General features: G+C 72.1%; 17 protein-coding genes. 11 read left to right on the top strand and 6 right to left on the bottom strand.

Features of this window, described 5'->3' with window-relative positions; translation table 11 throughout:
- Window positions 1–540, bottom strand: coding sequence for an FABP family protein (locus AB0958_RS17975; protein WP_366891380.1), 540 nt, complete (start codon window positions 538–540; stop codon window positions 1–3).
- Window positions 541–832: 292 nt separating this feature from the next.
- Here AB0958_RS17975 and AB0958_RS17980 point away from each other — a divergent pair, with 292 nt between their 5' ends.
- The 11 genes from AB0958_RS17980 (at window position 833) to AB0958_RS18030 (ending at window position 19,024) form a co-directional block, all read left to right on the top strand.
- Complete coding sequence (locus tag AB0958_RS17980) at window positions 833–2,200, top strand: NAD(P)/FAD-dependent oxidoreductase (protein ID WP_366891381.1); 1,368 nt, start codon at window positions 833–835, stop codon at window positions 2,198–2,200.
- A gap of 103 nt (window positions 2,201–2,303) precedes the next feature.
- Window positions 2,304–4,127, top strand: a complete 1,824-nt coding sequence (locus AB0958_RS17985) for an acyltransferase domain-containing protein (protein ID WP_366891382.1) — start codon at window positions 2,304–2,306, stop codon at window positions 4,125–4,127.
- Between the two features lie 26 nt (window positions 4,128–4,153).
- Entirely contained in the window at window positions 4,154–10,264 is a 6,111-nt protein-coding gene (locus tag AB0958_RS17990) for an SDR family oxidoreductase (RefSeq protein WP_366891383.1), read from the top strand.
- Entirely contained in the window at window positions 10,261–12,750 is a 2,490-nt protein-coding gene (locus tag AB0958_RS17995; RefSeq protein WP_366891384.1) for an SDR family NAD(P)-dependent oxidoreductase, read from the top strand. Before AB0958_RS17990 ends, AB0958_RS17995 begins: the two co-directional genes overlap by 4 nt.
- A gap of 38 nt (window positions 12,751–12,788) precedes the next feature.
- Complete coding sequence (locus AB0958_RS18000) at window positions 12,789–13,217, top strand: ester cyclase (RefSeq protein ID WP_366891385.1); 429 nt, start codon at window positions 12,789–12,791, stop codon at window positions 13,215–13,217.
- 145 nt (window positions 13,218–13,362) lie between these two features.
- Complete coding sequence (locus tag AB0958_RS18005; RefSeq protein ID WP_366891386.1) at window positions 13,363–14,223, top strand: oxidoreductase; 861 nt, start codon at window positions 13,363–13,365, stop codon at window positions 14,221–14,223.
- Between the two features lie 50 nt (window positions 14,224–14,273).
- Complete coding sequence (locus AB0958_RS18010; RefSeq protein WP_366891387.1) at window positions 14,274–15,668, top strand: cytochrome P450; 1,395 nt, start codon at window positions 14,274–14,276, stop codon at window positions 15,666–15,668.
- A complete protein-coding gene (locus AB0958_RS18015) occupies window positions 15,665–17,107 on the top strand; it encodes an aldehyde dehydrogenase family protein (protein WP_366891388.1) in 1,443 nt (480 codons plus the stop codon). The genes AB0958_RS18010 and AB0958_RS18015 overlap by 4 nt, the downstream gene beginning before the upstream one ends.
- Window positions 17,108–17,170: 63 nt before the next feature.
- The gene (locus tag AB0958_RS18020; RefSeq protein WP_366891389.1) at window positions 17,171–18,433 is read left to right on the top strand and encodes a cytochrome P450; all 1,263 of its coding nucleotides are present in this window, start codon (window positions 17,171–17,173) and stop codon (window positions 18,431–18,433) included.
- Window positions 18,426–18,656: a ferredoxin gene (locus tag AB0958_RS18025; protein WP_366891390.1), complete on the top strand. Its 231-nt coding sequence runs from the start codon at window positions 18,426–18,428 to the stop codon at window positions 18,654–18,656. Before AB0958_RS18020 ends, AB0958_RS18025 begins: the two co-directional genes overlap by 8 nt.
- Before the next feature lie 2 nt (window positions 18,657–18,658).
- Entirely contained in the window at window positions 18,659–19,024 is a 366-nt protein-coding gene (locus AB0958_RS18030) for a hypothetical protein (protein ID WP_366891391.1), read from the top strand.
- 34 nt (window positions 19,025–19,058) lie between these two features.
- On the opposite strand, the gene AB0958_RS18035 is transcribed toward AB0958_RS18030, so the two are convergent.
- The 5 genes from AB0958_RS18035 to metK are packed head-to-tail and all read right to left on the bottom strand — an operon-like array spanning window position 19,059 to window position 24,545.
- The gene (locus AB0958_RS18035; RefSeq protein WP_366891392.1) at window positions 19,059–20,243 is read right to left on the bottom strand and encodes a pyridoxal phosphate-dependent aminotransferase; all 1,185 of its coding nucleotides are present in this window, start codon (window positions 20,241–20,243) and stop codon (window positions 19,059–19,061) included.
- Window positions 20,240–21,061: an S-methyl-5'-thioadenosine phosphorylase gene (locus AB0958_RS18040; RefSeq protein WP_366891393.1), complete on the bottom strand. Its 822-nt coding sequence runs from the start codon at window positions 21,059–21,061 to the stop codon at window positions 20,240–20,242. Before AB0958_RS18040 ends, AB0958_RS18035 begins: the two co-directional genes overlap by 4 nt.
- A gap of 6 nt (window positions 21,062–21,067) precedes the next feature.
- Window positions 21,068–21,766 carry a methylthioribulose 1-phosphate dehydratase gene (mtnB, locus tag AB0958_RS18045; RefSeq protein WP_366891394.1) on the bottom strand — a complete coding sequence of 233 codons (699 nt, stop codon included), beginning with the start codon at window positions 21,764–21,766 and terminating at the stop codon, window positions 21,068–21,070.
- Complete coding sequence (mtnA, locus tag AB0958_RS18050) at window positions 21,763–23,325, bottom strand: S-methyl-5-thioribose-1-phosphate isomerase (protein WP_366891395.1); 1,563 nt, start codon at window positions 23,323–23,325, stop codon at window positions 21,763–21,765. The genes mtnB and mtnA overlap by 4 nt, the downstream gene beginning before the upstream one ends.
- The gene (gene metK / locus AB0958_RS18055; RefSeq protein WP_366891396.1) at window positions 23,322–24,545 is read right to left on the bottom strand and encodes a methionine adenosyltransferase; all 1,224 of its coding nucleotides are present in this window, start codon (window positions 24,543–24,545) and stop codon (window positions 23,322–23,324) included. The genes mtnA and metK overlap by 4 nt, the downstream gene beginning before the upstream one ends.
- Between the last annotated feature and the right edge of the window lie 24 nt (window positions 24,546–24,569).

Consider the following 24,569-nt stretch of genomic DNA (forward strand, 5'->3'; position numbering starts at 1 on the left):
TCAGACCGGACGGCGCCGCAGACGGGCGGACAGATGCTGCTGAAGCGGCATTCCCACCGCCTCGAGTTCCTGCACGACCGTCAACGCGTCCCCGTCGAGAGTGAGGCGGCGCCGGGACGCGGTGACCTCCTTCGCCAGCGGAGTGACGGCCATGTCCCGGGACGCCAGCTCGATCTCGGTGCCGTTGATGCGGCCGACATACGTGGTCACGATCCCCGTCGGATGGGCGACCACCGCCTCGAGGTAACCGTCGGGCATCACCCGCCACCATCCGGTCTCGCGGCCCGACGGGCGTACGGGCCGGCCCTCGGCGTCCGTCAGCCACGCGCGTGCGTCGTAGTGGAGGAAGGGGCGTCCGTCGTGACTGAAGGTGATCTGCTGCGCGTAGGTCAGGTCCTCCGTCATGGTGCCGTAGCCGACGGTGCCGGTTCCCTGCCACCTGCCCAGCAGGGCGACGGCGGGCGCCAGCCAGGGGTGCGGTTCGGGTCCGCTGCCCACGACGTGGCTGTCAGGGAAGGGGGCCTGTGTCGAATCGAGCACTCTGCTCACTCCTGTAGGTGTACACGCCCGGACTTGGTGCAGCGTAGCCGGATGCGAACTGAATTTCTCGAGGATTGTGGTCAGTTTCTCGGTGGCTGAGAAATCGATCCGTTTTTCGGGCGGACAACGCTTCTTTCTCGTTCTGCGAGAAGACCGAGACTCGGTTTCTCACTCAGTGGAAATAGGGGGGAACGGGGCGGTCCGAAAATGATTGACGGACCATCGGGCGGTGTTGTTACGCTGCTCGGGCCGGGTTCTCGCCCGGAGTTCTTTGTGACGGACGGGGGCCTTCGTGTACGACGCCATTGTTGTAGGTGCGCGAATATCCGGCGCATCCACGGCTCTGCTGCTGGCGCGGCTCGGACACCGGGTGCTGGTGGTCGACCGGGCACGTTTTCCCAGCCCGACGTCATCGTCCACGAACCTCATCCACCCGCCGGGCGTCCAGCGGTTGAAGCAGTGGGGTGTACTGGACCGCCTGGGCGACCACGCCATCCCGCGGATCACCCGCTACAGCCTCCAGAGCGGCCCGGTCCGGCTGGAGGCCGCGCTGCCCGCCGTCGAGGACGTCGACTACGCCCTGTCACCGCCGCGCGTCGAGCTGGACGAGGCCCTCGTGCGCTGCGCGGTCGACGCCGGTGCCGAACTGCGCGAGGAGACGTCCGTCCAGGAACTGCTGCGCGACGAGGACGGCACCGTCGTCGGTGTCGCCGGCACCACCAAGGGTTCCGGCCGCTTCCAGGAGAAGGCTGCCGTCGTCATCGGCGCCGACGGCAAGAACTCCAAGGTGGCCCGACTGGTGGGCGCGGAGCAGTACCGCGCCGAACCGGTGCTGAGCAAAAGCCTGTGGACGTACTGGGAGGGACTGCCGCAGTCCTCCCTCGTGCGCACCTACCGCAAGAACCGGCGGCATCCCTTCACCTGGCCCACCCACGACGGGCTGTCCATCGTCGGGGTGGCCTGGCCCACGACCGACTTCCCCTCGCCGGGCGGCGACGAGGCCACGGACCGGACGGTCGTCGCCGCCCTGGCCGATGTCGACCCGGACCTTGCCGAAGAGGTCCGAGCGGGCCGGCGGGCCGGTCGCTGGCTGACCGGTTCCGTCCCCAACTTCCTGCGCACCGCGCACGGTCCGGGCTGGGCCCTCGTGGGTGACGCCTCCGCGACCCGGGACCCGATCACCGCGTCCGGCATCACGCACGCGGTGCTGGGTGCCGAACTCCTCGCGGACGCCGTGCACCGGGGACTCTCCGACGGCCAGGGCGTGGATCCGGCGCTGGCGTCGTACGGCCGGGCCCGGGACGCGCTCGTCCGCGACCACTACGACTACACACGGGACTACGCGCGCATCCTCGACCACAGTGCCGAGGAGCGGGCGCTCATCGAGGCGATGAGCCGGAGCCCCTGGCACGCACGCGGCATGATCGGTCTGTTCGCCACGGCCGTTCCGCCGACCGAGTTCTACTCCCGTCGTACCTTCCGCGAGCTGTTCGACTTCCTCGACGAAGAGGGCGGACTGCCGCTGAAGATCCGCATGTTGCGCTGGCTGCTGCATGCCGTCCCCGGCCGGCCGGAGGCCACGGCCCGGCTCGCCGACCGGCTTCTCGCGGCACGGCTCGGCTTGATGGGTGAGCTGCTTCTGCGCAGTACGGCTGCCTGAGCCACGCCCTCGCCCACTCCGACGTCACGCAGGCAGCACCGACGCCGTTGCGCGGCTGCTTGGGGCACAGCCCCGTGACACCTCGTTCTGGAGGAACCTCACCATGACCGGTACGCAGCAGTACGCCGACCCCGTCCTTCTCTTCCCCGGCCAAGGCGGCTTCGACGGTGCCGCGCTCAGCCGTGCGGCGGACGGCTACCCGCAGGTGCGGGCCGTCTTCGAACGGATCGACACCGTGACGCGGCAGACGCACGGCCGGGCGTTGTCATCGACCCTGTTCCGCGCCACCCCGGTGGAACTCACCGAGTTGCTCGAGGACGAGCCCTGGGTGTCGCAGCTCGCCATCTACGGAGCGGGGCTCGCGGCACACCGCATCCTGACCGAGCACGGTGTGCGGCCGTCCGCCCTGGTCGGCCACAGCCTCGGCGAGATCACGGCGCTGGTGGCCGCGGGCGGTTACTCCGTGGAGGACGGTGCCCGGATCGTGCTGAGCCGCACGGCCGCCATCGCGAGGAAGGACGGGGGCACCGGAGCGATGGTCGCGCTCGCCGCCTCGCCCGCCCGCACCCGGCACCTGATCGGACTCCTGGAGGACGAGGGCCTGGCCGTGGCCACCGAGAACCACCCCGCCCAGACCGTGCTCAGCGGTCCCCGGGAGGCCATCGCCCGGGTCAAGGCGATCGCCGGCCACCTCGGGACCGGCTGCGTCGAGCTGGCCGCAGGGTTCGCGTTCCACCACCCGGCACTCGCCTCCGTGGCACCCGACTTCGCGGCCTCGGTACGCGACCTGCCGCGCGGCCCGCTGGCCACGCCCGTGTACTCGCCGATCCTCCAGCGGTTCTACGACCAGGACGAGAGCCTCGGCGACCGGCTGGCCGACCACTTCACGCTGCCGGTGCGCTTCTCCTCGGCCATGGCCTTCCTCCACGAGCAGGGTGCGCGGGTCTTCGTGGAGGCCGGCGGGCGTGCGCTCCTCACCTCGCTGGTGCGCAAGAACCTGAGCACCGTCGACCGTCTCACCGTGCTGTCCACGTTGTCCGTGGGCCGCGACCACACCCTGCGGTTGCCTGACACCCTGGCCGAGCTGCGGCGCACGGGCCTTGCCACCGGTGACGGGCTGGAGTCCCTGCGCCGGTACCTGGCGCCCGAGCTGTCCGCCGCGGAGTTCTCCACCTTCTGGACCACCACGGGTCACGAGATCGCAGCGCTGGTGAACCGGCGGCTGTCGGACTTCCGTACCGCGCCGGAGGACGCCGTCGGCGCGGTGGAGACGGGTCCGGCGGAGCCGGCCGGTGCCGAGCGGGGCGGGGCGGGTGCGGGTGTGCCGTCGCGGGAGGAGGTGTTCGCGACGGTGCGGGGGCTGTACGCGCAGGCGTTGGAGTACCCGGAGGAGGTGTTCACGCCGGGTGTGCTGCTGGAGGCCGAGTTGGGGGTGGACTCGGTGAAGCAGGTGGAGCTGCTGTCGCGGGCGTCGGAGCACTTCGGTCTGCCGCCGCGGGACGCAGACTTCCGGCTGGCGGACCACGAGACGCTGGACAGGATCGCCGACCTCATCCACCACGAGCTGGGTGGCCTGCGCGGCGTCGGCGCGGTGGAGACGGGTCCGGCGGAGCCGGCCGGTGCCGAGCGGGGCGGGGCGGGTGCGGGTGTGCCGTCGCGGGAGGAGGTGTTCGCGACGGTGCGGGGGCTGTACGCGCAGGCGTTGGAGTACCCGGAGGAGGTGTTCACGCCGGGTGTGCTGCTGGAGGCCGAGTTGGGGGTGGACTCGGTGAAGCAGGTGGAGCTGCTGTCGCGGGCGTCGGAGCACTTCGGTCTGCCGCCGCGGGACGCGGACTTCCGGCTGGCGGACCACGAGACGCTGGACAGGATCGCCGACCTCATCCACCACGAACTCAGCGGTCACCGGCTCCAGGGCGCTTCGGCGTGAACCAGCGAACCGGAGGAACGACTTCCATGAAGGACCTCAGCGGTAAGATCGCACTGGTCACGGGTGGGGCCCGCAACGTGGGCAAGGCCATCGCCGCCGCCCTCGCGGACCACGGCGCCCACGTCCTCGTCAACTACTTCCACTCGCACGATGAGGCCAAGCGGACGCAGCAAGAACTGCGCGCCCGCGGCGCCCGGGTGGACCTGCTGCGCGCCTCGGTGGCCCGCCCCGAGCAGGTCGACCGGATGTTCGCCGAGGTCGAGCAACGGTTCGGGCGGCTGGACATCCTCGTCAACAACGCCGCCAACGGCGCGCTCGTCCCCGGCCCCGAGGTCACCGACGAGCATCTCGACAAGGCCCTCGACACCAACCTCAAGGGCGGCCTGCGCTGCGCCCGGGCGGCTGCCGCGTTGATGCGGCGGACCGGCGGCGGCTCGATCGTCAACGTCTCCGCCCTGGGCGGCTCCCAGCTCGTCATGGCCAACTACCTGGCCTGCGCACCGGCGAAGGCGGCGGTCGAGGCCGCCGCGCGCTACCTGGCCGTGGAATTCGCCCCCTTCAACATCCGGGTGAACACCGCCTCGGCGGCGATGCTCGTCAGTGAGGTCGCCGACGCCTTCCCCGACGCGGAGGCGATGCAGGAGACGATCGCGGCGAGCACTCCGCTCGGCCGTCTGGGCTCGCCCGAGGAGTTCGCCGAGGTCGTCGCCTTCCTCGCCTCCGAGCGAGCCCGCTGGATCACCGGTCAGGTGATCCTCGCCGACGGCGGCCTGTCCCTCGGGGCACCCCTGCTGTCGCCGTCCGCGCGGCCGGCCGCCGACGGGACGGACGCGGTGGCCTCGGCCCCGCGGACCGGGCCGGCGGCAGTGACCGCCGGGAACGGCGCGGCCGGGACGGTGGCCACGCCGCCCGCGACGGCGCCCGCCGCCCCGGTGCCGGCGGACCCGGAGACCACCGACGCGGCCACGGCCCACTCGGGCGGCACGACGGCCGCCGAGGACGCCCCCGCGCAGGAGGACGCCCCCGCGCAGGAGGACGCGCACGCCCAGGACGGCCTCGAGGACGACGAGATAGCCGTCGTCGGTATGGGTCTCGTGGTCAGCGGAGCCGACAGCCCCGAGGCGTTCTGGCACCTGCGTACCACGGGAGGTGAGCTGTTCATCGAGGTGCCCGAGGACCGTTGGGACCGGACCCGGTTCTCCTCCCCCGACCGGTCCGCCGAAGACAAGTCGTACCAGGACACCTGCGTGTTCATCACCGACTTCGAGCCGGGCCGGGCCGTCCTCGACGGCCTGTCGGAGACGCCTGACGAGACCGAACTGACCACCCTGTGGCTGCGCCACTCGCTGGTCCAGGCCCTGGACGGGGTGCACGTCGGTGACACCGACCGCTTCTCCTTCCACGTGGGCTACACCGCGGACGGCAGCCAGCACCTGGAGGAAGCAGGCGTGCTGCACGCCGCCCGGCACCTCACCGCGGACATCGCCGGCGGCCTGGACATCGCACAGGAGACGCGGACCCGACTCGTCAGCCGGGTCGACCAGGTCCTGTCGGGCCGCTACCACCGGGGTGCCACGGACACGCCGCGGTTCCTGCCGCACCAGGTGGGCCGTACCGCGATGACGGGAGTCCTGCCGGACGACACGCAGCTCCAGATGGTGGACACGGCCTGCTCCTCCTCGCTGTACGCGATCGACATCGGGATCAAGGGCCTGCTGATGGGCAAGCAGGACATCGCGGTGTGCGGCGGCGCATTCGCGCTGGCCCCACGCGGGACGGTGCTGTTCTCCAAGCTGAAGGGCCTGTCCCAGCGGGGTGCGGTGCACGCGCTGGACGCCGAGGCGGACGGCGTCATCTTCGCCGACGGCGCCGGCGTCGTCGTACTGAAGCGGCTCAGCCGGGCCAAGGCCGACGGCGACCGCATCCTGGGCGTGCTCAAGGCGTTCGGTTCCTCTTCGGACGGCAAGGGCAAGGCGATCTACGCGCCCAGCTCCACCGGGCAGAACCTGGCCGTGCAGCGGGCACTGCGGGCAGGCGGCCTCGACGGAGCCGACATCGACTGGATCAACGCCCACGCCACCGGCACGCCGGCCGGCGACCTCGCTGAGTTCACCACGCTCCGCGAGCACTACGGCAGCACCCGACCCACCGCCGTCACGTCCAACAAGTCACTGATCGGACACACCGGTTGGGCCGCGGGCGTGGTCTCGCTCATCGAGTCGATCCTCGCCCTGCACGACGGGACCATCCCCGGCCAGTACCGGTTCTCCTCCGCGCCCAAGATGTTCGAACTGGACCGCACCCGGCTGGAGATCTCCGGCAGTCCGCGGCCCTGGCCGGCCGCGCCCGGCCGGGCGCGCACGGCGGCGATCTCCGGTTTCGGGTTCGGCGGCACCAACGCGCACCTGATCCTCACCGAGGAGACGGAAGACCGTACGCCCGACGAGACGCGACAGCGCACGGCCGCCGCGCTTCCCGGCGGCACCGACCGCATCGCCGTCGTGGGCTGGTCGGCCAAGCTGCCCGGCGTCGGGGACCGTGAGCACGTCCTCCAGTGGCTGGCCGGTTCCCGGGACGTCGAGCCCGGGTTCGGCGACCAGTACCCGGCACCGCCGTTCCAGCAGGTGCGGATGCCTCCGGCCACCGTACGGACCATCGACCGCTGCCAGTTGATGATCCTGGCCTGCGCCCACGACCTGCGCGACCAGCTGGGCGACTTCTGGCAGCGGCACACCGAGCGCACCGGCGTGGTCGTCGGCCACATGGGCCCCACCCGGGCCGCCATGCTCTACGCCAACCGCTGCTACCTCGACGACATCGAGCACGCCCTGCGCCATGACCCCGAACTCGCCGGCAGCCCGCACCTCACACCGTTGCTGGAGCGGATGCGCGACCGTGTCCGCTCCCTGGTCCCGTCGTCGAACGAGGACTCCTTCCCGGGCATGATGCCCAACATCATTTCGGCTCGTGTGGCGAACTACTTCGACCTCAAGGGCCCCAACATCACGGTGGACGCCGGGCTGGCCTCGACCGTGGCGGCGTTCGCGACGGCCGCTCGCTATCTGCGCAGCGGGGAGCTGGACTTCGTGCTCGCCGGCGGCATCAACGGCAACAGCCTGCCGGAACTTCGGGAGCTGCTCAGCGGTGTCTTCGAGGAGCCGGTGGAACCGGCCGAGGGCGCCTTCCTGTTCGGGCTGACCACCGAGCGTGCCGCAAAGGAGGCCGGACTGCGCATTCTCGGCATCGTCGATGAGGTCGATGTGCGCGCCGGCACGGGCGCGGGCCACGACGTCCTCGACTGCGGCTCGCGCGGCGGCTCCGGCCACTACCTCGGCGCCGCGGGCGGGGTGCAGATCCTGCGCGCCCTCCAGCGGACCGGCAGCACCACCCGGATCAGTTGCCGGGAGAACGGCCACGACGTGGCCACCCACCTCGTCGTCTCCGCCGGCGAGCCGGCACGCGACACCGACGCCCCCGGCCCCAGCGGGACCACGGCTCTGGACGGCGCGTCCACCGACCTGGTCGAGCGGTACGCCGTCACGCTCACGCCTGCGCCCGCCGCCCCCCGCGGCCCCGTGGCCACCGCGGTGCCGGACGACGCGCTGATCCTCACCGACCGGCCGGACCTCGCCGAGCGTCTCGCCCGGGACGCCACCGGCTGCACCGTGTTCAGCACCGCGCCGGTCGCGGGGGACCGGCCCGCGGTACGGCAGGTGACGAGCACGCCGGAGGGTCTGCGTGCCGCCCTGGACGCACTCGGGCGCCCGGTGCGTCACGTGCTCCTCGTCACCGACCTGACCGCGTCCGCGCCGCCCGGCACCGCGCTCACCGCGGACCACTCCGGTCTGACCGCCCTGCACGACCTGGCCTTCCTCGTCGTGAAGCAGTGCTACGCCGACCTCGGTGACACGCCGGCGTCCGTGGTCTTCGCCCTGCTCGGCGCCGAGCCGCAGGGTACGGCCCACCCGCTTGCCGGTCTCTTCACCGGCCTGCTGAAGTGCGTGCGCCTGGAACGCCCGGACGCGGACTGCTTTGCCCTGCTGACTCCCACGGAAGACCCGGACGTGGCCGCGGACCTGATCGCGGCGGAGCGCGCCTGCGAGCGTGCCTTCCCGGTCGTCCACCGCGACGGCGAACAGCGCCGGGCGCCCATCCTCACCGCACAGCCGGCCACCGCCCCCGAAGGCCGCCCGGCCCCACTGGACCGGGAGTCCGTGGTGGTCGCCCTGGGCGGGGCCCGTGGCATCACCGCCGAACTGCTCACGGCGGTCGCCGAGCGTCACGGCAGCCGCATCTACGCGTTGGGCAGCAACCCGGTCGACAGCTACCCGGCGGAGACGTTCGAGGGCACGGACGAGGAGTTCACGGCGACCCGCGCCCGGTACATCCGGGAGCAGCTCAAGGCCGGTGGTCGCAGCGTCGCCGAGATCAACCGGAGCTTCGACCGCATGGCCGACGCGCGGGCCGCGCGCCGCAACCTGGACCGTATGGCCCGGCACAGCGGCGTCGGCCGGGTGTCCTACCTGCACTGCGACGCACGCGATGAGGAGTCGGTGCGCCGCGCCCTCGACACCGTCCATGCCGAGCACGGCCGGATCGACCTGCTCGTCAACGCGCCCGGCCTGAACCGCTCCGCCCTCATTCAGGACAAGGACTTCGACGAGTTCCGGCGCATCCGCGATCTGAAGCTGGTCGCGCACCGCAACCTGCACCGGGCGCTCGTCGGCCGCCCGCCGCGCCTCTGGTGCGACTTCGGGTCCCTGCTCGGCTACTTCGGACAGCGCGGTGAAGCCGACTACGCTTCCGGCAACGACTACCTGGCCACGGCCGCGGCCTACGCCGCCCGGACCACCGGCTCCGACGAGTTCGTCATCGGATGGACCCTGTGGGACGAGGTCGGTATGGGCGCCAACGAGCTGACCCGCGAGTACTTCAAGCGGGCGGGCTCCTACAGCCACATGCCGGTCGCCGAGGGCGTCCGGCACTTCCTGGCCGAACTCGGCACCGCCGACCGCATACCCTCGCTCGTGCACATGGGGGCGGCGGAACGGGCCACGGTGGAGTCGTTCTACCCCGGCTACCTCGGCACGCACTCACCGGCGGGTGCTGCCCCGCCGGCCCCAGGCTCCCCGGCGGACCCCGGCGAGCGGTCGAGCGACCTCGCCCGCGGACGGTTCTACCTGCGCCATACGGCCCGGCGGGAGGCCGGGCAGGACGGCACCGGAGCCGTGAGCTTCGAGTGCCCCTTCGACCTGGACACCGACGGCTACCTCACCGGCCACCTGGTGCGCGGCGTACCGACGCTGCCCGGCACCTTCGTCACCGAGATCGCGGCCGAGGCCGCTCTCGCCCTCGTGCCGGGCGGCTGCGTGGTCGCCTTCGAAGACCTGCGCTTCCTGCACTTCCTCCAGGTGCGGGACGGCGTCTCCCAGACGCCCAAGCGGATCACGGCCCGGATCACCGGACAGGTCGGCGACCTGACCACCGTCGCGGTCTCCGTCACCCATGATGTGATCGCTCCGTCCGGTGTGCTGCTGGTGGCGGACAAACCGCACTTCACCGTGCGGGTCCTCGTGTCCGACGCTTTCCCCACGGCCCCCAAGTGGGAGCGGTGGGACGCAGAGGGCGAGGAACCCGTCGTCGACCCCTACCACGTACCGTCCGCCCCGGTCCTGCTGAGCGGACCCTTCCGGGCCACCACCGCGACCCGGCGCCACCCGCTGGGCGCCCGCTCGGTGTTCCGGCCGGACCTGGACCCCGCCACCGGACCCTGGTCGCAGTTCCTGATGCCCACCGTGCTGCTGGACGCCCTGGCGCGGACCGGAGTGCTGGACCCGGCGGACGGGCTCGTCCCCGTCGCCGCCCCGCTGTCGATCCGCCGCATCGACCTGTACCAGAGCGCCAACGACCTGGAACTGGCCCAGACCCACGGATCGCTGGACCTGTACGTCACCCAGCCCGGGTTCTCCGCCGCGCCGCAGTCCGGCAACCGGTTCGTCGCCGCCGCACCCGGCGGGCACGTCGTGGCCCAGATGAAGGACCTGGACGCCACCGTCATCGGGTACCTCGACCCGGACACCGGCGTGGTGCACCCGCCCTCCCGGGGCCCGGCCGCGACAGGGGGACGTACCTCGTGACCGCGCTCACCGACCCGCCGGTCGTCACCGGTGCGCCGAGGCCCGGGCCGGCGTCCGCCGTCACGGGACCCGACCCCATGACCCGTCCGGTGCGGCGCATGCTGTGGCGGCTCACCCCCGCCCCGGCCGACGGCAGCGCCCGCGGCATCGCCGGCCGGCGCGTGCTGGTCCTGGGCGGGGCCCCGGCCGACGCCGAACGCGTGCGCGAAGAACTGCGCGCCCGGGGAGCGACCGTGCTCCCCGGGGACACCGTCGAGGCCGGCCCGGTGCCCGACACCGTGGTCGACCTGACGCTCGCCGAACGGTTCGCGGCCGCCACCGGAAGCGGCCGGTGGCGTACGGCGCTGATGCGCACCTTCGACGTCCTGCGGCACTGCTACGCGGAGTGGAGCCGGGAGACATCGGCTCAGCGGCTCACCTACCTCGCCGTCACCTACCAGGGCGGCGGCATGGGTCACCACCCCGACGACGACCTCGCGCAGCCGCTCGGCGGGCTGTGGGCGGGCCTGGCCAAGACACTGCACCGGGAGCTGCCCAACTGCCGTGTCCGGGTCATCGACGTCGCCCTCGACGCACGTGCGGCGCTTCCCCGGCTGGTCGGCGACGAGCTGGGCCGTCCCGGCCTGAGCGAGATCGGGTACCGGGACGGCGCACGCTGGACCCTGACGCCGGCCGCGGTGCCGGCCGGACCGCCCGCCGTGCGCTTCGGCCCCGACGACACCGTGCTGATCAGCGGCGGCAGCCGGGGCATCGGCATGGCGCTTGCCCGCCGGCTGTGCGCCGAGTTCGGGCTGCGCGTGGTGGTGACCGGACGTGGGCGGCTGCCCGCCGAGGACACCTGGGACGATCACACCGCCGAGCGGCTCGCCGAGCGCCGGACCGAGCTGTGGTCCGCGCACCGGCAAGGACGCGGCGTGGCGGACATCCGCCGCGACATCGAGCGCGCGGAAGCCACCTGGGAACTCGTCGGTCAGCTGCGCTCCGCCCGCGAAGAGGGACTGCACCTGGACTACCGGCAGTGCGACTTCACCGACGCCGCCCAGGTGGAGGCACTCGTCGCCGGGCTGCCCGGCCTCACCGCCGTCGTGCACAACGCGGGCATCGACCGGCCGGCCCGGCTGCCCAAGAAGTCGGACGAGGACGTCGTCGCCGTGGTCGCGACCAAGGTCGACTCCTTCGTCCACCTGGTGCGGGCCGTGCGCCGCCGACCGCTGAAGGTGCTGTGCACGGTCGGCTCGCTCACCGGCCGTCTCGGCGGCATGGTCGGCCAGTTCGACTACGCGGCCGCCAACGAGTGCCTGGCCCGCCTGGGCCTGTGGGCGGAACGGCACCTGTCCTTCCCGGTGATGACGCTCGCCTGGCCCACCTGGGCCCGACTCGGGCTGATCTCCAACTTCGAGGCCAGCCTGCGCTACATGGCGGCCCTCGACGTCTCCGAGGGGCTGGACCACTGGCGGGCGGAGCTGCTCGCCGGCAGCCGCGGCGAGATCACCTTCGTCGGGCCGCTGGGGCGCGCGCTGGACCCGGTGCAGGCTACCGGCTACCCCGTGCCGACGTGCCTGCCCGGCTATGCCGAGACCTACCCCAAGGTCTTCCACCTGGGCGAGCCCGAGGTGTTCCAGCCGCACGTACGCCTGTGCAGCGTCGTCACGTTCGACCCCGGGACAAGTCCGGCGATCGGTGACTTCACCGTCCACGGCACGCCCGCCGTACCGCTCGGCATGCTGCTGGAGAACGCTGTGCGCGGGGCGGAGTGGGTGACCCCCGCCGACCTCCCCGACCACGTGCTGCACGCGGTGGAGGACCTGCGCGTCCCGTGGAGCACACTGCGCTGCTCCGACGGCGGTCCGCTGCGGCTGCGCCGGGACGTCCGGGCGCTGCAGAGCGCGGACGGCCGCTGGCGGGTGGACGTCACCTTCCGCCCGGCGGCACCGTCCGAGGCACCCGACGGGGCGGAGGGCGGCGCGCACGACCGGGACGCCGTCCGCCTGCGGCTGGTGTTCGGCGCGCCCGGTTCGGCGGTGCAGCACGCGGCCACGCCGACCGAGCGGCACCGGGCCGGCCACGGTACGGACGCCGCCGACGCCACCCTGCTCACCGACACGCCCGTGCTGCGGTGGCAGGGGCTGGTCGTGCCGGTGACGCGCTGGAGTTCCGAAGGCAGACACCGCGTCGTCGCCGAGGTGGGCCGCTGCACGGCCTCGGACCTCTGGGTGGTGCCGCAGCCGCCGGACTGTCTGGTGCCGGTCGCCGCAGTGGAGAACATCGTGCGTGCGGTGACGGAACGGGCCCCGGGCCTGTCCGTCACGCCCGACCCCCTGACCGTCCGTCACCTCTCCTTCCCGCCGTGCGGTCCGCCCGGCGCATCCGGCCCGCACCGCATCCGGCTCGAGGGAGATCCCGTACTCGGTGTCTGGAGTGCCCGGCACGAGGACACCGGCCAGACCGTGGTCCGCATCCGCGGGCTCATGGCCAACCGCATCTAGCCGCAACGCAACCGTTCCGCTCTCAAGGAGTTCACGACATGAGTGACACCACGACCGTCAGCGCCAACCGCAAGGTGCTGGAGCACTACTACGAGGAGTGCCTGAACAAGGGCAACCTCGACGCCGTCTACGACAAGGCAATTCCGGACCACATCAGCCACGGCACCCGCGCCGACGGCTTCGAGGGTGTGGAGCACCTCAAGGAGTGGGTCCGCATCCAGCGCGCCTCCTTCCCCGACCTGCACGTCGTCGTCGACGAGTGGATCGAGGAGGGCGACAAGGTCGTGCAGCGCTTCACCGCGCGCGGCAGCCACTCCGGCGAGGACTACTACGGGATCCCCGCCAGCGGCCGGAAGTTCGAAGTCTCCGGAATCGTCATCGACCACTTCGTCGACGGCAAGATCGTCGAGAGCTGGTTCTCCATGGACGGTATGGAACTGGCCCAGCAGCTCGGCGCGCTGGGCTGACCTGGACGGAGCCGGCCCGCGGCTCCCCCTCAGACACGGACGGCCGGGGGCGTGTCCCGTCGATGCCCCGCCCCCGGCCGTCCGTCACCACATCCGCTCCGCACACCCCTGCGTACCCATCAGGCCCCAGGAAGGGGAAGGCACGATGACACAGCGCTCGACCGCCCTCGTCACCGGGTGCTCGTCGGGAATCGGGCGGGCCACCGCCCTGCGCCTGCACGCCTGCGGCCACCGGGTGTACGCCACCGCGAGGAAGCCCGAGACGCTCGCCGACCTCGCCGCCCGCGGCCTGCACACCCTGGCCCTGGACGTCACCGACCCCGCGTCCGCCGAGGCCGCGGTCGAGGCCGTCGAGGCCGAGCACGGCGCGGTGGACGTACTCGTCAACAACGCGGGATACGGGCTGTCCGGGACCTTCGAGGAGACCTCGCTGGAGCAGGTGCGCGACCAGTTCGAGACGAACGTCTTCGGTCTGGTCCGGCTCACCCAGCTGGTGCTGCCGGGCATGCGCGCCCGTGGCACCGGCACCGTCGTCAATGTCTCCTCCATCTTCGGGCGGTACGCGGCCCCGGGCGGCGGCTACTACCACGCGAGCAAACACGCGGTCGAAGCCCTGAGCGACGCACTCCGGCTGGAGGTGGCGACCTTCGGCATCCGGGTCGTCCTCGTCGAACCCGGACCCGTGCGCACGCCCTGGGGACAGACGTTCATGGACCGCATCCCGAGCGGACGGGCCCGCGCCGACTCTCCCTACCGCAGCTTCCACGAGCGGACCGCCGCCTACTACGACGCCATCTACAACGGCACCCGCAGAACACTCGCCGGCACGTTCGCCATCGACGCCGAGCAGGTGGCGGGCACCATCGTCCGGGCCGTCACGTCCCGTTACCCGCGGTCGCGCTATCCCGTCGGCTTCCTCGCGGCCAGCACCATCGCACTGCGCCGGCTCACCCCGGACCGCATCTTCGACAACGCGTTCATACGACGCCAGTTCCCGGTCCCCTGAGCGGGTGGACACGGCAGCTTCCCAGGCGAACCAACGAGGTGACGAGAGACATGACCACCCTGGCACCGAACCCCGCGGCCGCACGGCGCGGCGCGGTCGCCCCCGGCCCGCGGGGCGTTCCTCTGCTGGGCAGCCTGCCCCAGTGGAAGTCGGACACCGCGCAGTTCCTGCTGCGCACCCAGCGCGATCACGGCGAGGTGTCCCGGATGCGCCTCGGCCCCTACACGGTGCACCTGGTGACGGCTCCGGACGCCGTGGGACGGGTGCTCAAGGAGAACAACGCCAACTACACGCGAGGCGTCCTCTACGAGCAGTTCCGCCTCGTCATGGGCGACGGACTGCTCACCACCGACGGCGACTACTGGAAGTCCCACCGGCGGGCGGTACAGCCGGTGTTCCTGCGCAAGGCGGTGTCCGCCATCGGCCCGAACGTGGTGCGCGCCACCCGGGAGATGCTCGACGACTGGGAGGTCCGCGCCCGTCGCGGAGAACCCGTCGACCTGGTCACCGAGACCTTGCGCCTGACCCTCGTCACGCTCAGCCGCTCGCTGTTCGGCTACGACATCAGGCCCGCCGCGCCGGTTCTGAAGGACATCGTCGACAACGTGATCGAGGTGATGTTCAAGCACGGCTCGGTCGGCGAGCTGCTGCCCTCCTGGCTGCCGACCCGGCGCAACCGGCTCATAGCCCGCGACCGGCGGATCTTCACCCGGCTCGTCACCGAGATCCGGGACAACCACGCCGCCACCGGGGAGGGGCCGCTGATGGAGCTGATCGAGGCGGCCACCGACCCGGTGACGGGCGCCCGCTGGACCGACGACGAGATCCGTGACGAGATGCTGACCATCTATCTCGCCGGACACGAGACCACGGCCGTCGCCCTGCTGTGGACGCTCGTCTCCATCGCCAACCACCCGGCCGTGGCCGAGGAACTGGACCAGGAACTGGAGCAGGTGCTGGGCGGCGGTGAATGCGCACCGGAGGACGTGGAGCGGCTCCCGTACACCTCTCAGGTCGTCGACGAGAGCCTGCGGATGTACCCGCCGATCTGGATCTATCCCCGGGACGCCGTGGCCGACGACGAGCTGGGCGGCTTCCACATCCCCGGCGGTTCCTCCGTCCTGCTCTCGCCCCTGGTCTCCCAGCGCAACCCCCGTTACTGGGACAACCCCGAGGCCTTCGATCCGCATCGCTTCGACCCCGAGCGGGTCAGGGAGCGGCCCAGGATGACCTACTTCCCGTTCGGCGCCGGTGCCCGCATGTGCATCGGCAACTTCATGGCCCTGCTCGAACTGCGCATGATCACGGCGATGATCCACCAGCGGTTCCGGCTGCGGCTGGTGCCCGGCGACTTCCTGCGCTACGGCGACACCTCCATCTCGCTGCGACCCATGACACGGGTGCTCGCCCTTCCCGAACCGCGCGAGGCAGGTGCCCGGGCATGACCACGGTCTCCGACTTCCCCGCCGCGGCCGGCCCGGAGGCGGACGGCGTCGACGCCGCCGTGGCGGCCGCCCGCAGCGCCCAGCCCGGCTGGGACGCGCTGGGCTTCGCCGGGCGGCGCAAGGTGCTGCTGGCTTGGTGCACGCTGATCCTGCGCCGTTCCGACGAGCTGATCAGCCTGATCCGCGCCGAGACCGGCAAGACGGCCGATGACGCCCGCCTGGAAGTCGTCCTCGTCGCCCACCACCTGCGCTGGACCGCCACCCACGCCGCGCGGGTCCTCGGCCGGCGCAGGGTCTCGCCCGGCCTGCTGATGTTCAACCACTCGGTCGAGGTGACCCACCGGCCGCTGGGAGTCGTCGGTGTCATCGGCCCCTGGAACTACCCGGCGTTCATCCCCGTCGGCCCCGTGTCCGCGGCTCTCGCCGCCGGCAACACCGTGGTGCTGAAGCCCAGCGAGCAGACCCCGAAGACCGGCGAGTGGCTCGCGGCCACCCTGGCCGAGGTCACGGGCGCCCCCCGGGTGCTGCACGTCGTCCAGGGTGACGGGGCGGCCGGGGCAGCGCTGTGCCGGGCCGCCGTCGACAAGGTCTCCTTCACCGGTTCCAGCGCCACCGGACGCCGTGTCATGGCAGCCTGCGCCGAGAACCTGACGCCGGTGGTGATCGAGGGCGGCGGCAAGGACGCGATGGTCGTGGCCGCGGACGCCGATCTGGACGCAGCCGCGGACGCGGCGGTCTGGGCGGCGATGACCAACGCCGGGCAGACCTGCGTCGGCCTGGAGCGGGTCTACGTAGTGGGGGCCGTCGCCGACCGCTTCCTCGACCTGGTCGCCGAGCGGGCGGCCGGTCTCCGTGTCGGCGACGGGGCCGATGCCGACCTGGGCCGCATCGTGCTGCCCAAGCAACTGGACGTCATCGCCGCTCATGTGCGCGACGCCCTGGCCCGGGGCGCCCGCGCGGTTGTCGGCGGCCCGCATTCCATCACCCCGCCGTACGCCGCCCCCGTCGTCCTGGCCGACGTACCGGAGGACTCCGCCGCCGTCACCGAGGAGACCTTCGGGCCGGTGCTCGTGGTCAACCGGGTGACCACCGTGGACGAGGCCGTCGCACGCGCCAACGCCGGCGGCTACGGACTGGGCGCCGCCGTCTTCAGCCGCGACCGCGACGGCGGCCGGAGCATCGCCGCCCGGCTACGGGCCGGCATGGTGTCCGTCAACGCGGTGATCGCCTTCGCCGGGATGCCCGCCGTCCCCTTCGGCGGTGTCGGCGACTCCGGCTTCGGCCGGGTCCACGGGCCGGAGGGGCTCCGCGAGTTCACCCGCACCCAGGCCATCACGAGCCAGCGGTTCCGGCCCCTGATGCACCCCACATCCTTCCGCCGGGGCCCGGGGACCATGCCGACCCTGGTGCGCATGGTGCGCACCCTCTACGGCCGGTGACGGAACCGTCGGCCACCCTCGCCGACGGCCCCGCGCATCTGCCTCGAAAGGAGCACGCAGAACGTGACCACCACCCTCACCACCGGACTGGCTCGCCTCGCCGACCACACCTCCCGCGCACATCCCTACGATCTCCTGCGGGAGTTGCGAGACGCGTCCCCCTTCACCGACCCCGCCAGCGGTATCGTCGTGGTCGGCCGGCGGGCCGACTGCGAGACCGTGCTGCGCAGCCCCCGCGTCAGCAGCAACCGCATGGGCGCCGGAATCACCAAGGTCCCCCAGCAGCCCAACCTGATGAACCTGGACGCACCCCATCACACCCGGCTGCGCAGGCTCGCGGGAAAGGCGTTCAAGCCGCGGGTCATCGAACGCTGGCGGCCCCGCGTCCAGGCCATCGTGCGCGAGCTGCTGGCGGACATCGCCGCGAGCGGCGCGCACAGCGTGGACATGGTCTCCGCCTTCGCCTATCCGCTGCCCGTCCGGGTGATCTGCGAGATGCTCGGCGTCCCCCGGGAGGATCACCCGGTGTTCGAGAAGTGGGCGCATGCCATCGCCTACACGGTCGACCCGCAGCTGGTTCCCGGTGAGCTGACCACCGAGGTCGAACGGCACGTGGAGGAGGCCCGCGACGGCTTCGTCGGCTACTTCTCCCGGCTGATCGAGGAACGCAAGCGGGAGCCGCGCGGCGACATCCTGTCCGAGCTGATCGCCGCGGAGGAGGAAGGCGACCGCATCACCGAGCGGGACCTCATCCTGACCTGCATCCTGCTGCTGGTGGCGGGGCACGAGACCACCGCCAACCTGATCCTCAACGGTCTCCTCGGCCTCCTGCGCCATCCCGACCAGCTGCGGCTGCTGCGCGAGCGGCCCGAACTGGCCGAGGCCGCCGTGGAGGAGGTCCTGCGCTACGACGCGCCCACCCAGATGGTCACCCGGATCGCGCGCGAGCCGTTCACCCTCGGGGACACCGAAGTGGGCGCCGGGCAGCCACTGCTGCTGCTGCTCGCAGCCGCGAACCGCGATCCGGAGCAGCACCGTGAGGCCGACGTGTTCGACATCACCCGGGGCGACCCGGGGCACCTGGGCTTCGCTGCGGGACCACACTTCTGCCTCGGCTCGGTGCTGGCCCGTATGGAGGGCGCCGTCGCCCTGAACGCCTTCGCCCAGGCCTTCGTCGAGCCCCGGCTGGACGAGACGTCGCTGCACTACCGGCCGCACGTGTCCGTACGCGGCCCGGACCATCTGAGGATCGACTTCCGCGGCATCCGGCTGGACGCGCTGCCCGACGCCGGCACGACCGGGGAGAGCGCGGTCGGACATGGCTGAGCCGAGGTGGGAGGTCACCGTCGATCCGGGACGGTGCGTCGGTTCCGGGGTGTGTGTCGCCGTCGCGGCCGCGCACTTCGCGGTGCGCGAGCGCCGGTCCCGCCCGCTGCACCCCCTCACCGACCCCGACGACACGGTGCTGGACGCCGCCGAGACCTGCCCCATGGAGGCCATCCTGGTCCGGGAGGCCGGCTCCGGCACCCTGCTGGCGCCGGTGGAATGACCGTGCCCGGGGATGGCTCGCTCGGCCTGGTCACGGTGACCCATCGGCCGCACCCGCTGTGCGGCCGGCGCCTGCGGGTGCGTGCCGTCCGGGGCAGGCAGGGCGGAACACTCGTCTGCGAACGTCCCGGAGGGGGGCTGGTGACCGTCCTGCGGTCGTGGACGGACCGGGCGTCCGGCGTCGGCGGCCAGGTTCGCGAGCCGCGTGGCGAGACCCGCGCCGGCACCGCCGACGCCGGTGCTTTCAGGGTCTCCGAATCCGCCCTGCGGCGGCTGCGGGCGTCCTGGGCCCTGTCGGTGGAACGCCTCGTCGGCATGGACGTGGTCCATGCCGACACCCGGCCGTCGTTCACGGAGTCGTCCGCCTGAGCCGGTGGTCCGCGGCCCGCCGGCGGGGCCGCGGTCACGTGAGTGCCGTGAGGCGTCGTACGGCTTCCTCCAGCACCGCTGTCCGCTTGCAGAACGCGAACCGCACGAAGGGCGCGCCCGCTTCCCGGTCGTCGTAGAAGACGGCGTTGGGGATGGCCACGACCCCGGCGCGCGCCGGCAGCGCCCGGCAGAAGGCGAACCCGTCGGTCTCGCCCAGTGGGCGGATGTCGGTCGTGACGAAGTACGTGCCCGCGGACCGGAACACCTCGAACCCCGCCTGTGACAGGCCCGCCGCCAGCAGGTCCCGCTTGGCCCTCATGTCCTCCCGCAACGCCTCGAAGTAGCTGTCGGGAAGAGCGAGCGCCTCGGCGACGGCGTACTGGAAGGGCCCCGATGAGACGTAGGTGAGGAACTGCTTCGCGGAGCGGACCGCCATGAGCAGCCGGGGGGCCGCCGTCACCCAGCCGACCTTCCAGCCGGTGAACGAGAACGTCTTGCCCGCGGACCCGATGGTGACCGTCCGCTCGCGCATGCCGGGCAGCGCGGCGAGAGGCTGGTGCCGGACGCCGTCGAAGACCAGGTGCTCGTACACCTCGTCGGTGACGACGAGGAGGTCCCGCTCCACGGCGAGTTCGGCGATGGCGGTGAGCTCGGCGCGGTCGAGGACCGTACCGGTGGGGTTGTGCGGGGTGTTGACCAGAAGCAGCCGGGTGCGGTCGGTGACCGCGGCGCGCAGTTCGTCGGTGTCGAGGCGGAAGCCGCCTTCGTTCGGCCGCAGGGTGACCGGTACCCGGACGCCGCCCGCCATCGCAATGCAGGCCGCGTACGAATCGTAGTAGGGCTCCAGCGCGATGACTTCGTCGCCCGGTTCCAGCAGCGCGAGCAGCGTCGCGGCGATCGCCTCGGTGGCTCCCGCGGTGACCAGCACCTCGGTGTCGGGGTCGTGGGACAGGCCGTACCACCGCTGCTGGTGGGCGGCGATCGCGACCCGCAGTTCGGGGACGCCCGGACCCGGTGGGTACTGGTTGCCGCGACCGTCGCGCAGGGCGCGTACCGCGGCCTCCCGGACCTGTTCCGGACCGTCGGTGTCCGGGAAGCCCTGCCCGAGGTTGATCGCCCCGGTCTGCGCGGCCAGGGCGGACATCTCCGCGAAGATCGTGGTTCCGAACCCGGCGAGCCGGCGGTTCAGCAGCCCGCGCGGCGCTTGTGCCGTGGTCACGGCAGTTCCAGCGGCAGGTGCATTCCGTCCAGCACCGTCGAGCAACGGCACTCCCGCTGTTCGGGCAGGCGCTTGACGGCTTCCAGGACGAGGCCGCGCAGCTGCTCGATGTTCTGCGCGAACACCTTGAAGACCTCCTCCTGAGCGACGCTCTCCTCGGCGTCGATGCCGGCGTCGAGGTCGGTGACGAGAGCCACCGAGGTGTAGCACAGGGCCAGTTCACGGGCGAGGACGGCCTCCGGGTGCCCGGTCATGTTCACCAGAGACCAGCCTTGGGCGGCGTACCACCGGGACTCCGCGCGGGTGGAGAACCGCGGCCCGTCGATGACCACCATGGCGCCACCGTCGACCACCTCGGCGCCGCGTGCGGCCGCCGCCTTGAGCACGGTGGCTCGGCCGTCGGCGCAGTAGGGATCCGCGAAGGACACGTGGACCGCGTTCTCGTCGTAGTACGTCTGGATCCGGCCACCGGTACGGTCCACCAGCTGATCGGGGACCACCACGGATCCGGGACCCAGTTCACGCTGGAGGGAACCGACCGCACACGGTGCCAGGACCTGGCGGACGCCGAGGGAACGGAGCGCCCAGAGGTTGGCCCGGTAGTTGATCTTGTGGGCAGGGAATGCGTGGTTCCGGCCGTGCCGTGGCAGGAACGCCACCCGACGGCCCGCGACGCTGCCGACGGCGACCGCGTCCGACGGCTGACCGAAGGGGGTCTGCACGTCGATGTGCTCGGCGTCGTCCAGCAGCTGGTAGAAGCCGCTGCCGCCGATCACCGCTATGTCGGCCAGGGCCCTGTTGTCGGATGTACCGCTCATGTCGTGTCAGTCCTCTGTGATCGGGTTCGTTGTGGTCGGGGCTGACGGCCGGGTCCGCAGGTCCGCCGCGCCGAGGGTGAGCAGTTGGCAGACGGATTCGAAACACTCCAGCCGGTTGCGCGCTTCAGCGAGGTCCCCGCCCCAGACGGTGATGCCGTGATCCACGATGAGCAGCCCGCAAGACGCCTGCGGACGACTCGTCAGGTACTCGGCGACCTCGGCGGCGATCCGGGGCACGTCGGGCCAGTTCGGGAAGACGGGAACGTCGGCTCCCGAGGGATCGGCGAGGCCGAGTCCCTTGAGGAGTTCGAAGTGCGTGAGTTCCAGCGTCGTCCGGCGGGAGCGGTCACCGGCGCGGCAGGCCACCACGGTGGAGTACGGCGCGTGGACGTGGATGACTGCGCCGGCCCCCGTGGTGCGGTATATCGCGGAATGGATCGAGGTCTCCGCCGACGCCCTCAGTCCGTCGGGCGCCAGGACCGTGGCACCGCTCTCGGCGCCCACGACGACCATGTGCTCCGCGGCGAGTTCGCCCTTGCCCAGCCCGCTGGCGGTGATCAGCGCCTTGTCCCGGTCCCCTCCGGCCAGACGCACCGAGAGATTGCCGGAGGTGCCGGGCATCCAGCCGCGCAGGTACAGGGCGCGGGCGAGGGCGGCCAGTTCAGCCGCCTCCTCGTGGTGTCCAGGCGCGGCGGGGGGCGTCATGCCGGCACCTCGCACAGGGACACGACCCGGTGCGGCGCCAGCCGTCGTGCCCCGCCGAGCCCGGTCAGCTCGACCACCACCGCCATGCCGGCCACCTGGGCGCCGCAGGTCTCGACCAGTTCGGCTGCCGCGCCGAGCGTGCCGCCGGTGGCCAGCACATCGTCCACACACAGCACCCGGTCGCCGGGATCCATGCTCTCCTTGCGCACTTCCAGCCGATCCTGCCCGTACTCCAGCGCGTAGCTCGCCGAGTGCACCGTTCCCGGTAGCTTGCCCGGCTTGCGCGCCAGTGCGAGCGGCACGCCCGCGTGAGCGGCGAGGGCGCTGCCCAACAGGAAGCCGCGGGCCTCGACGGCCAGGACCCGGTCGTACCGGCCACGGAACTCGTCCGCCAGCCGGGCTGCCATCGCCGCCAGCAGGCCGGGTTCGGCATAGAGGCCGCCCAGGTCCCGGAAGGTCACGCCCGGGGTCGGATGGTCGGGAAACTCCTCCAGCAGCCCCGCGATCCGCTCGGACAGCACGGTGGCCTGCCGTTCTCGCCCGGCCGGGCGGCCAGGCCGGAACACCCGCCGCTCCGTCACGATCGCCGTGATCAGTTCCGCGGGTGTGACGTCGAAGGCGGGGTTGTAGGCCGTGGCGCCGGCCGGTGCGCTCCGGGTCCCCTGCCAGCCGGTGACCTCGTCGGCGGACCGTTCCTCGATCACGATGCCCGACCCGTCGGCCAGCCCCTCGTCCCACGTGGACTCCGGGGCCACCACGACGAAGGGAATCCCGTGCCGGGCCGCGGCCACGGCGAGCCCGTAGGTGCCGATCTTGTTGGCCGTGTCGCCGTTCGACGCGATCCGGTCAGCACCGACCAGGACGCAGTCGACCAGGCCCTGCGACATGGCCGCCGCAGCCGCCGAGTCGATGCACAGGCGGTACGGTATCCCGGCCTCGCCGAGCTCCCAGGCCGTCAACCGGGCGCCCTGCAACAGCGGACGCGTCTCGTCGACGAGTACCTCGGCCACGCGTCCGCGCGCCGCGAGTTCCACGATCGCGCCCAGCGCCGTACCCACGGCGGCGGTCGCCAGCCGGCCGGTGTTGCAGTGCGTCAGCAGCCGCAGCGGGCGGGCGGGCGTCACCGTCTCCACCAGCTCGACGGCCCGGGAGACGGCGGCCGAGTTGACCGCGATGTCCTCGTCCAGCATGGCCATGGCCTCCGCCAGCACGGCCTGCGGTCCCTCGCCCAGTCGGCCGAGCACGCGTCGCACGGCCCAGGCGAGGTTTACCGCGGTGGGGCGCGCAGCGGCTATGCGCTCCGCGTCGGCCCGCACCGCCGACCCGTCCCGGCACCCGTCCGCGAAGTGCCGGCGGGCACTCTGCGCCACCCCCAGGGCCCCGGCCAGACCGATGGCGGGCGCGCCCCGCACGGCGAGCGACCGGATGGCCTCGATGAGCTGGTCGGTGGTCTCCAGCCGCAGCTCCCGGTACTCGTGGGGGAGTCCGCGCTGGTCGACGGCGACGATCGTGCCCTCGTCCCAGGTGAGGGACGCCGTGGGAGCCCCGGCGGCGCTCATGCCTGCACCGCCGCACGCAGCGCGTCGACCCGGTCGGCCCGCTCCCAGGTGAAGTCGGGCAGTTCACGGCCGAAGTGTCCGTAGGCCGCGGTCCGGGCGTAGATCGGACGGAGCAGGTCCAGATCGCGGATGATCGCGGCCGGCCGCAGGTCGAAGACCTCCGTGACCGCCTGCTGGATCTGCGGCACCGGGACGGTCTCGGTACCGAAGGTCTCCACGAACAGGCCGACCGGCTCGGCCTTGCCGATCGCATAGGCGACCTGCACCTCGGCCCGCCGGGCCAGGCCCGCCGCGACGATGTTCTTCGCCACCCAGCGCATCGCGTACGCGGCCGAACGGTCGACCTTGGACGGGTCCTTGCCGGAGAAGGCACCGCCGCCGTGGCGGGCCATGCCGCCGTAGGTGTCGATGATGATCTTGCGACCGGTGAGGCCGGCGTCACCCATCGGGCCGCCGATCTCGAAGCGACCGGTCGGGTTGACCAGCAGGCGGTAGCCGGCGGTCTCCAGCTTGATGCCCTCGTTCTCGCACTCGCTCAGCACCTGTTCGACGACGTCGGTGCGGATGTCGGGCGTCAGCTGCGATGCGAGGTCGATGCCGGCCGCATGCTGGGTGGAGACCACCACCGTGTCGAGACGAACGGCCCGATCGCCGTCGTACTCGATGGTGACCTGGGTCTTGCCGTCGGGGCGCAGGTACGGAAGGTCCCCGCTCCTGCGTACCTCGGCGAGCCGACGGGACAGCCGGTGGGCCAGGGTGATCGGCAGCGGCATCAGCTCGGGGGTCTCGTCACTGGCGTAGCCGAACATCAGACCCTGGTCGCCGGCACCCTGCCGGCTCAGGTCGTCGCGGTCGCCCGGCTGGTCCGCGTCTGCGGTGCGGACCTCGTGCGCCGAGTCCACGCCCTGCGCGATGTCGGGCGACTGGGCACCGATCGACACCGAGACACCGCAGGAGGCTCCGTCGAAGCCCTTCTGCGAGGAGTCGTAGCCGATCTCCAGTATCTTCTCGCGCACCAGCTGCGCGATCGGCGCGTACGCCTTGGTGGTCACTTCGCCGGCCACGTGGACCAGGCCGGTGGTGATCAGGGTCTCCACGGCGACGCGGGAGGACGGGTCGTCCTTCAGCAGCGCGTCGAGGATGGTGTCGCTGATCTGGTCAGCGATCTTGTCGGGATGTCCCTCGGTGACGGACTCCGAGGTGAAGAGGCGGCGGGACACGGCGCTCCAAAAATGTGGTGGGAA

It is taken from the genome of Streptomyces sp. NPDC006655 (assembly GCF_040703965.1).
Lineage (GTDB): Bacteria > Actinomycetota > Actinomycetes > Streptomycetales > Streptomycetaceae > Streptomyces.